Raw genomic sequence first — 9421 nt, forward strand, 5'->3', positions numbered from 1 at the left:
CGCCTCGCCACCATCTGGGCCGAGGTCCTCGACCTCCCCCGCATCGGCATCCACGACAGCTTCTTCGACCTCGGCGGCGACTCCATCCGCGCCGTGCAGGTGCTGGCCAAGTGCCGGGAGGCCGGCGTGCCGCTGGCGCTGTGGATGATGCTCCAGGCCAAGAGCCTGGCCGAGGTGGCGGGCATGATCGACGCCGAGCCGGCCGGTCCGGCCGGGGAGGACGTGCCGCTGACCCCCAGCCAGCACCGGCTGCTGGCCTCGGCCGACGGCGGTGCCCGGACGGTTCGGCTGGCGCTCGGGCGGCTGCCCGACGCAGCGGTGCTCGCCACCGCGCTCGGCGCGCTGGTGGCCCGCCACGAGGCTCTGCGGCTGCGGATCTCCGCCGACGGCCGGTCGGCGGAGCCGGCCCCGGCGCCCGCCGGGACGGCCCTGCTCTCGGTGCTCGATCTCGGTACCGTGGCGCCCGCCGACCGTGCCGGCGAGCTCGACGGCGCGCTCGCCCGGGACCGGGCCGGGCTGGTCCCGTCCGAGGGTGCGATGCTCCGCGCCACGCTGGTCCGCTTCGACGACGAGAAGCGTCACGAGCTGTGGCTGACGATCCACCAGCTCGCGGCGGACTCCGCCTCCTGGCCGATCGTGCTCGCCGATCTGAACGCGGCCTACGCGCAATCGGCGGCGGGTGCTCCGGTGCTGACGGCCCCGGTCGAGGTGCCGTGGCGGGCCTGGGCGCAGGAGCTGGGCGAGCAGGCGCACTCCGAGCGGGTGGCCGAGCAGGCGGAGTACTGGCTCGACCGGGCCGAGGCCGTGTCGCTGCCGGTGGACCGGGTCGGGGACCAGGCGCCGTGCCGGGCCACCGAGGAGACCGTCACGGTCGTGCTGCCCGCCGAGCGGACGGCCGCGCTGCTGGCCGGTCCGCGCCCCGAGCAGCCGTTGCTGACCGCCCTCGGCCAGACCCTGGCGCAGTGGGCGGGCGGCGACCGGATCCTGCTCGACGTCGTCACCGATCCGCGCCACCAGCAGGCGCTGGCATCCGAGTTGGCGAACACCGTCGGCCCGCTGGCGGACCTCCACCCGGTGGTGCTGCGGATCCCGAAGGGGCGTGAGCTGTCCGCCGTGCACACCGCGGTCGCGCGCCGGCTGCGGTCGGTGCCGGCGCCCGCGCACGGCTACGGCCTGCTCCGCTACCTGGCGCCGGACGCCGAGCTGGCGGCCGAGCTGGCGGAGCTGCCGACCGGCGAGGTCCGGTTCGGCTTCACCCCGGCCGCGCCGACGGCCGCCGCGCCGCCGCTCACCGGTGCCGAGCGGGACGGCGAGCCGCCGCTGGTGTTCGTCCCGGGCCGGATCGAGCTGCGGGCGGCCCCGGACGCGCCGTCGACCCACCTGCTCGACATCGCGGCCGAGGTCTACGACGGCCGGCTGTACCTGCACTGGACGTACAACACCGCCGTCCACGAGCCGGCCACCGTCCAGCGCCTCGCCGCCGAGCAGCTGCGCTGCGTGGCGGAGCTGCTGGACCAGGCCGGTGACCGGCCGGCGGCCGCCCCGCGCGGCCGGTTCGCGGCGGCCCCGGCGGGTGTCGCCGGGGTGGCCGAGGTGATGGCGCGGCACGGCATCCCGGGTGCCTCGCTGGCGCTGATCCGCAACGGCGAGCTGGCGGCGGTCGAGCAGTTCGGCGTGCTCGGGGTGGAGGACCCCGCACCGGTGACCGCCGAGACGCTGTTCCCGGCCGGTTCGATCTCCAAGCACGTGACCACGTTCGCCCTGTTGCGCCTCGTCGAGGCCGGCGTGATCGAGCTGGACCGCGACGTCAACGAGTACCTCACCTCCTGGCAGGTCCCCGCGCTGCCCGGGGTGTCGACCCCGGTGACGCCCCGGCTGCTGATCGCCAACCTGTCCGGCATCGCCCCCCATCCGGACGTCGACGGGAACTACCACCGCCACGACCCGGTGCCCACGGTGCTCGACGTGCTGAACGGCCGCCCGCCGGCGATCACCCCGCCGGCCCGGCTGCTGGACGAGCCCGGCGCCACCTTCCGGCAGATCCCGCTGAACTACTCGGTGCTCCAGCAGGCCATGGCGGACGCCACCGGCGAGGAGTTCCCGGCCCTGGTGCACCGGCTGGTACTGGCGCCGTTGGGGATGACCGGCAGTGGCTTCGGGGTGGCCGTCCCGGACGAGCTGGGTCGGCCGTACGCGCGCGGCCACCACGCCGACGGCACCCCGGTGTCCGGCGGGTACGTGCTCAACCCCGAGCTGGCGGCCGGCGGCCTGTGGACCACCGCGGCCGATCTGGCCAGGCTGGCCGTCGAGGTGCGGCGCTGCCACCTGGGGCACTCCGGCGGCCTGGTGGGCGCCGAGCTGGTCCGGCGGATGCTCGCCCCGCAGTCCGGTCGCTCCTACGGCTGGAGCACCATCGTCGACGACACCAGCGGCGACCTCGAGTTCGGGCACGGGGGCCAGGCCGTCGGGTTCCAGGCGATGACCGGCCTGCGGGTGCACTCCGGCACCGGCGTGGTGCTGCTGTCCAACGCGGTCACCGGGCGCGAGCTGGTCAAGCACCTGCTCGCCACGGTGTGGACCGGCCAGAACCGGCTGGCCCACCTCTGGCAGCAGGCGATCGACGAGGCCACCGAGGCGGAGTCGCGGCTGGGCTGAGCCCCGGCTGGGCCGAGCCGCTGAGGGCCCGGCCGCCGGCCCCCGTCCCCCCGCCGCGCGCGGGGCGGGCGGGGGCCGGTCAGCGTGCGGCGGCCGTGGCCGGACCCCGGTCCGACGCGGGTTGCCGAAGCCCCGGATCGCCCCGGACCGCCCCGGACCGGCCCCCCGGGCCTACCCCCGAATCGCCCCGGGCCCGCCCTCCCGGGCATGACCACATCGTGCCAGTGCAGCGTCCTGACGTCGCCGGATCGCTGACTGGGCCCCCCGACCGGCCCAGAATCCAGAGGGGGGCCGCCGGCCGGTGTCGGCGCGCCGGATCGCGGGTCGCCGCGGACGCGGCCGTCCGCACGAATTCGGCACAGCACAGGGGGAATCATGGAACTGCGTGTCCTAGGCCCAGTCGAGGTCCTCGACGACCAGGGCCTCCACATCGAACTGCCGGGCGTCAAGGCGCAGACGGTGCTCGCCAGCCTGCTGCTGGCGAACGGCCAGACCGTCTCCGACACGCACCTGAGCGACATGCTGTGGGCCTGGGACCCGCCGACCACGATGACCGCGCAGATCTACACCTACGTCTCCCGGCTGCGGAAGCGCCTGGGGCCGCACGTCGAGCTGGTCCGCCGCCCGCGTGGGTACCAACTGGTCGCGCACGAGGCAAAGTTGGACCTGACGACGTTCGAGCGGCTGGCCCGTCGCGGTCGTGACGCGCTGACCCGGGGGAACCTGGCGCAGGCCGCCGACGACCTGCGGGCGGCGGTGTCCCGCTACCGCGGCACGGTGCTCGGCAACGTGACCGAGTTCCTGGCGGACGCCGAGCGGCCCCGGCTGGAGGAGCTGCGGCTGGCCGCGCAGGAGGACCTGGTCGAGGTGGAGCTCGCGCTCGGCCGGCACCAGCGCCTGGTGCCGGAGCTGACCGCGCTGGCCACCGAGCACCCGACCCGGGAGCGGCTGAGGGCCCAGCTGATGACCGCGCTGTACCGGTGCGACCGGCAGTCGGACGCCCTCGCGGTCTTCCACGCGGGGCGCCGGATCCTGGCCGAGGAGCTGGGGATCGACCCGGGGGCCACCCTGGCCGGCGTCCACCAGGCGGTCCTGGAGGGCACCCTGGGTCTGCCGGCCGCCGGCCCGGCGCCGTCGGGCCCGGTGCGGCTCGGCCTGCCCGCCGCCGGGCGGCCGGCGCCGGCCATGCTGCCGCCGGACGTCGCGGACTTCACCGGCCGCCGGGCGGAGCTCGCCCAGCTGGAGCGGTTGGTGGCGTCGGACGCGGCCGGTGCCGGCCCCCGGCGCGCGCTGATCACCGGGATGGCCGGGGTCGGCAAGTCGGCGCTCGCCGTCCACCGGGCGCACGGCCTGCGGGACCGCTTCCCGGACGGTCAGCTCTACGCCGACCTGACCGACCAGGACGGCACCTCGCGCTCCCCGGAGACCGTGCTGGCCTCCTTCCTGCACGCCCTCGGCGTCGAGTCCGCCGATCCCGACCGGGGACTGCTGGAGCTGATCCGGCTGTACCGCACGCACTGCGCCGGGGCGCGCCTGCTGGTGGTGCTGGACAACGCGGTGAGCAACGCGCAGATCGCCCCGCTGCTGCCGAACGGGCCCGAGTCGGCGGTGATCGTCACCAGCCGTCGGCACCTGTTGGCCGCCTCGGGGCGGGACACCCTGGCGCTGCCGGTCTTCGACGACGGGGAGTCGATGGAGCTGCTGGCCGCGCTGGTCGGGCCGGAGCGGGTCGCCGCGGACCCGGTGTCGGCCCGGGCGATCGTGGACAGCTGCGCGGGCCTGCCGCTGGCCGTCCGGATCGCCGGGGTGCGGCTGGCGGCCCGGCCGCACTGGCCGCTGTCCCGGCTGGCCGGGCGGCTGGCCGACCAGAGCACCCGGCTGGACGAGCTGAGCTTCGGCGAGCTGCGGGTGCGCGAGACGATCCGGCGCTCGCTGCGCGAGGTCAGCCTGCGCGGCCGGCAGGTGCTGAGCAGGCTCGCGCCCTTCGGGACGGGCGTCTTCCCCGCCGAGGCGGCCGCCTGGGAGCTGGGGCTGCCGCAGGCGACGGCGGAGCAGGTGCTGGAGGAGCTGGTGGACATCCGGCTGCTGGAGACGGCCGGCGCGGGCGGTTCCGAGCGGGGCGGGTACCGGCTGCACGAGCTGGTGGTGCTGCTGGTGTCGGCGCCGGGCGCGGGCGGCGTGCCGAGCCAGCGCGGGGCGCCGCGGTCCCGGACCCCGCAGCTGCTGGCCGGCTGACGGCGGCGGCACCGCGGGAGCCTCCCGGCGGGCTCGGCCGGGAGGCTCCCGCGCGCTGCTACGCCGGGGCCTCCCGCCCGGCCGCCCGGACGGCCGGGCTGAGCGTCACGGCGGCGGTCAGCAGCAGCAGGACGGTGGCCATGACGATCGCGGTCCAGGTGGTCCCGGCGCGGGCGAGCAGGTAGCCGGCGGCCAGCGAGCCCAGCGCGTTGGCGCCGGAGGTCAGGAAGGCCGAGGTGGCCGTCACCCGGCCCTGCAGCTCGTTCGGGGTGTTCCGGGCCATGTAGACGCCGCCGCAGACGTTGAACAGCCCGGCGACGAACATGATCCCGGCGGCCACCAGGCCGATCGCCACCGGCTGGTGCAGCAGCGCGACCAGCGGCATCAGCACCAGCCAGACCAGGTGGCCCAGCACCGCGGTGGCGTACAGGCCGACCCGCTTCGCCCACCAGCCGGCCGCCAGCGCGCCGAGCAGGCCGCCGACCCCGGCCACCCCGGAGACCAGGCCCAGCACCGCGGGGCTGCCGCCGTGCTCCTTGATCACCACCATGACGGTGAGGCTCAGCATCTGGAAGAGCAGGTTGCTGCCGGCGAACACCGCGGTCATGATCCGCAGGAACTTCTGGCGCCAGAGCCAGACCACGCCGTCCTTGATCTCGTGGTGCAGTCGCTGCGGCGGACCGGTCGGGGCCGCCCGCAGGTCGCGGCGGATGAAGGTCAGGCAGATCAGCGCGACCAGGTCGGCCACGGCGGTGACGGCGAACGGCAGCCAGCGCAGCACGGTGAAGAGCAGCCCGCTGAGCGGCTGGCCGAGCAGGCCGATGGCCGCACCGCGGGCCTGGTTCTGGGCGAGGGCGGCCGGCAGCTGCTCGACGGGCACGACGTTGCGGACGGTCACCTGCTCGGCGGTCGAGTAGAAGATCCCGAGCGCGCTCTCCACGAAGGCGGCGGCCATGATGAACGGCACCCAGACCCAGTGGTGGTAGGCGGCCAGCGCGACGGCGGCGAAGGCGAGCATCCGGACGGCGTCGCAGACCAGCATCACCTTGCGCCGGTCCCAGCGGTCGACCAGCGCCCCGGCGGGCAGTTGGACCAGCAGGTTGGGCAGCGCCGCGGCGAACGCGACGTAGCCGCAGGCGGTGGCGGAGCCGGTCTGCCAGAGCACCAGCATCGGGTAGGCGACCATCGAGACGGTGGAGCCGAACTTCGAGAGTCCGGCGCCGACCCAGAGCCGCAGGAAGTCCATGTTCCGGCGCAGCGGCACGGTGGGTGACGGCGCGTCGGCCCCGGCGGCGGCGGTGCCGGCGCCGCCTGCGGCCCCCGGCTTGTCGGCCCCCGGTTCGGCGGCCTCCGGTTCGTCGGCCGGTGGTCCGTCGACCGGTGTTCCTTCGGTGCCGGCCGTCGGCCCGGTTCGGTCGGGCCGCCCGCGCGCGTCGGTCGCTGTCGGTATGGTCATGAGGGGCCCTCTCGCTGCCATCGGACCGTTTCCGGCATTGGCTCGCCAGCCTTGGGCCGCCTGCTATCGATTCCCTATACCCCGGCCCGGGCGCCGTCCGGGCGGTGCGAATATCGCTGGAATATAGGACCTTTCGGGACCGTCCTCCTGCCACGGATTTCCGCGTGGCCGTCTGTCGACCTGGAAGGGGGTCGCGGCATTGGGCGCACGTCCCGCCTGGAAGCCGTTGGAGATCAGCCCGGAATCACTGTCCGTGTCCGAAGACTCGGGCCTCGACGGGCTGCTCGAATGGCTCGATTCCAGCCCTGATCTGGAGTCATTGCTGGACCGGGAGAAGGCCCTGGTGTTCCGGGGCTTCGGCGCCACCGAGGAGCGGCTCGCACCGGTCATGGACCGGCTGCTGCCGAACCGCCTCGCCTACGTGCACGGGAACTCGCCGCGCACCAAGGTCGGTGACAACGTCTACACCTCCACCGAGTACCCGGCCGAGTTCACCATCTCGATGCACAACGAGCTCTCGTACGCGCACCAGTGGCCCGCGCGGCTGCTGTTCTGCTGCGTCACGGCCGCCGCGACCGGTGGGGCCACCCCGGTGGTCGACGCGGCGCTCTGGCTGGAGCTGCTCGACGACGAGGTGCGCGAGCGCTTCGCCGACGGTGTCCGGTACACCCAGAACCTGCACGGCGGCCTCGGCCTCGGCAAGAGCTGGCAGGAGACCTTCGAGACCGGTGACCGGGACGAGGTGGACGCGTTCCTGGCCGCCTCGCACGCCGTGAGCCAGTGGCGGCGGGACGGCAGCCTGCGGATCGTCCAGAACCGCCCGGCGACCGTCCACCACCCGAGGACCGGCGCCGAGGTCTGGTTCAACCAGTCCGACCAGTGGCACCCGGCCGCGCTCGGTGACGAGACGGCGGCCGCCCTGGCCAAGGTCATGCCGCAGGAGGACCTGCCGCAGTCGGTGGCCTTCGCCGACGGGTCGCCGATCCCGGCCGAGCACGTCCTGCAGGTCCGCGACCGCGCTCTGGCGGCGGCCGTGGACGTGGACTGGCGCCAGGGCGATGTCCTGCTGATCGACAACCTGCTGGTCGGCCACGGCCGCCGCCCGTTCACGGGGGCACGCCGGGTCCTCGTGGCGATGTCCGACTGACTTCCGGTTGAGAACCGGCGAAGAAGCCTGAAAGGGGTCATCCGATGACCACGGTGTTGTCGTCGTCAATCCACACCACCAGTGCCGTCACCCTGACCGACGCCGAGCGCGACGAGGTGTACGCCCTGGCCGTGCAGCTCGTCGGGGTCGAGCGCGGCATGGTCGACGAGATCGCGTGGATGGGAGCCGCCCGCAAGCTCTCCGCGCGGCTGCCGCTGCGCGTCCGGGAGGCGGTCCGCCGCTACCGCCACGACCCGGGCCCGGACGGCCTGCTGATCCTGCGCAACCTGCCGAACGACGTGGACGCGCTGCCGGTGACCCCGACGGTCCCGGAGTCGGTGGAGCGCGTGGCCACCGTTCCGGCCGCGATCTCGGCACTGGTCAGCCTGGCCCTGGGCGAGGTCGTCGCGTACCGCGAGGAGAAGTCCGGCGCCCTGGTGCAGAACGTCGTCCCGGTGCCGGGGCGCGAGGAGTCGCAGAGCAACGCCGGCTCCGGCACGCTGCTGGAACTGCACGTGGAGAACGCCTTCCACCCGCACCGTCCGGACTACGTCGGGCTGTTCTGCCTGCGCAACGACCACAGCGGCACCGCCGGCACCCTGGTGTCGTCGATCCGCCGGGCGCTGCTGATCATCCCGGACAACGTGATCGAGGTCCTGATGCAGCCGCGCTTCGTCACGCAGCCGCCGCCGTCCTTCCACGCCGGCGCCGGGACCGAGTACCACCCGGTGCTGGAGGGCGCGGCGGACGACCCGAACGTCCGGGTCGACTTCAGCGCCACCACCGGTCTGGACGAGACCGCCACGGCGGCCCTGGAGATCCTGCGCGGCGCCCTGCTCGACGTCTCGGCGATGCTGGTGCTCCAGCCCGGCGAGCTGGCCTTCGTGGACAACCGCCTGTCGGTGCACGGGCGGACCTCCTTCGAGGCCCGCTACGACGGCCACGACCGCTGGCTGCACCGGACCTTCGTGCACCTCGACCACCGCCGCAGCCGCGGCCACCGGGCCGACAACGGCCTGGTCCTGTACTGACCGCCGCGGTGGGAGGCGGTCGCCGGTCCCCCGACAGCGGCCGCTTCCCGCCATCCCTCCCTGGGTAGCCATGCACATCGTCCTGGCCGATCTGGCCGTTCCGGCCGACGGGCCCTCCGCGGAGGAGGTCCGCGACGGCCTGCTGCGCTGCGCCGAGCCCGGGCACGGGCTGCGGCACGTCTACGCCGAACCCCGGGACGGGGCGGTCCGCGCCGTGCTCTTCCTCTCCCGGGCCCTGGTCCGGGAGGCCGAGGAGGCCGCCCGGGAGCTCTGCCTGGCCTACTGCTCGGGCCTGCGGGGCGGGCACCTGGTCCGGGTCGGGGCGACGCTCGTCCCGCAGTTCGGGGAGGTCCTGCTGTCCGGCGAGCCGGACGCGGAAGGGTGACGACGGCAGCAACGTGACATGGCAACACCCTGGCCTACCGATTCCATGGTCAGGCCATCTCGACCGTGTGAGAGTAGAGGTGTCGGCAGGGGGAGCTCCTCGGAAACCAAGGAGAAGCCGCCGAAAGTGCCGAGCTGGATCAGGCTCGCCACGAATTCACACGTCAGTGCCCGCACCATCTCGCGGGCAGGTAATTGGGGGAATTCCAATGAACGCCATGGCCATCGTCCGCCGTATCGCTCCGGCCGCGGTCGTGCTGTCCGTCACCCTGCTGGTCGCGCCGGCCGTCTCGCTGATCGACGCGGCGACCGGTGCCCGGGGCGGGGCCGTCACGGTCGCCATGAACAACGGCTGGGACTGACGGTCCGTCCGAATCCGACGATGGCTCACATCGCCGTACCGGCGGCGGTGGGAGACAGCGCGGCGGCCCGCCGAACCGCTGCCGGCGAGGCCGTAGGCCAGGCCGTTGAAGTCGGCCCGCCAGGGCAGGGTGACCTGGGCGCCGGGGTTCA

General features: G+C 74.4%; 7 protein-coding genes. 6 read left to right on the forward strand and 1 reads right to left on the reverse strand.

Features of this window, described 5'->3' with window-relative positions; all coding sequences use genetic code 11:
* Together ACZ34W_RS25730 and ACZ34W_RS25735 are read left to right on the forward strand one after the other, a co-directional pair.
* Positions 1-2655: serine hydrolase (locus tag ACZ34W_RS25730; protein ID WP_465607426.1), on the forward strand; the 2655-nt coding region annotated here is incomplete at its 5' end.
* Positions 2656-3030: 375 nt separating this feature from the next.
* Positions 3031-4890 carry an AfsR/SARP family transcriptional regulator gene (locus tag ACZ34W_RS25735; protein ID WP_465607428.1) on the forward strand — a complete coding sequence of 620 codons (1860 nt, stop codon included), beginning with the start codon at positions 3031-3033 and terminating at the stop codon, positions 4888-4890.
* Positions 4891-4948: 58 nt separating this feature from the next.
* Here ACZ34W_RS25735 and ACZ34W_RS25740 read toward each other — a convergent pair whose 3' ends face one another.
* Positions 4949-6346, reverse strand: a complete 1398-nt coding sequence (locus ACZ34W_RS25740) for an MFS transporter (protein ID WP_465607430.1) — start codon at positions 6344-6346, stop codon at positions 4949-4951.
* A gap of 253 nt (positions 6347-6599) precedes the next feature.
* Here ACZ34W_RS25740 and ACZ34W_RS25745 point away from each other — a divergent pair, with 253 nt between their 5' ends.
* The 4 genes from ACZ34W_RS25745 to ACZ34W_RS25760 all read left to right on the forward strand — a co-directional run bounded on the left by ACZ34W_RS25745 (position 6600) and on the right by ACZ34W_RS25760 (position 9270).
* A complete protein-coding gene (locus tag ACZ34W_RS25745; RefSeq protein WP_465607432.1) occupies positions 6600-7493 on the forward strand; it encodes a TauD/TfdA family dioxygenase in 894 nt (297 codons plus the stop codon).
* Positions 7494-7537: 44 nt separating this feature from the next.
* Positions 7538-8524 (forward strand): TauD/TfdA family dioxygenase, encoded by a 987-nt coding sequence (locus tag ACZ34W_RS25750; RefSeq protein WP_465607434.1) that lies wholly within the window; start codon positions 7538-7540, stop codon positions 8522-8524.
* 70 nt (positions 8525-8594) lie between these two features.
* Positions 8595-8909, forward strand: coding sequence for a hypothetical protein (locus tag ACZ34W_RS25755; protein WP_465607436.1), 315 nt, complete (start codon positions 8595-8597; stop codon positions 8907-8909).
* Positions 8910-9117: 208 nt separating this feature from the next.
* Entirely contained in the window at positions 9118-9270 is a 153-nt protein-coding gene (locus ACZ34W_RS25760) for a hypothetical protein (protein ID WP_329488976.1), read from the forward strand.
* The last annotated feature ends 151 nt before the right edge of the window (positions 9271-9421 follow it).

This window comes from Kitasatospora sp. NPDC022856, from assembly GCF_055561235.1.

Coding starts and splice junctions, on each gene's coding strand:
- ACZ34W_RS25735 (WP_465607428.1), top strand. CDS start 3,031: ATGGAACTGCGTGTCCTAGGCCCAGTCGAGGTCCTCGACGACCAGGGC.
- ACZ34W_RS25740 (WP_465607430.1), bottom strand. CDS start 6,346: ATGACCATACCGACAGCGACCGACGCGCGCGGGCGGCCCGACCGAACC.
- ACZ34W_RS25750 (WP_465607434.1), top strand. CDS start 7,538: ATGACCACGGTGTTGTCGTCGTCAATCCACACCACCAGTGCCGTCACC.
- ACZ34W_RS25755 (WP_465607436.1), top strand. CDS start 8,595: ATGCACATCGTCCTGGCCGATCTGGCCGTTCCGGCCGACGGGCCCTCC.
- ACZ34W_RS25760 (WP_329488976.1), top strand. CDS start 9,118: ATGAACGCCATGGCCATCGTCCGCCGTATCGCTCCGGCCGCGGTCGTG.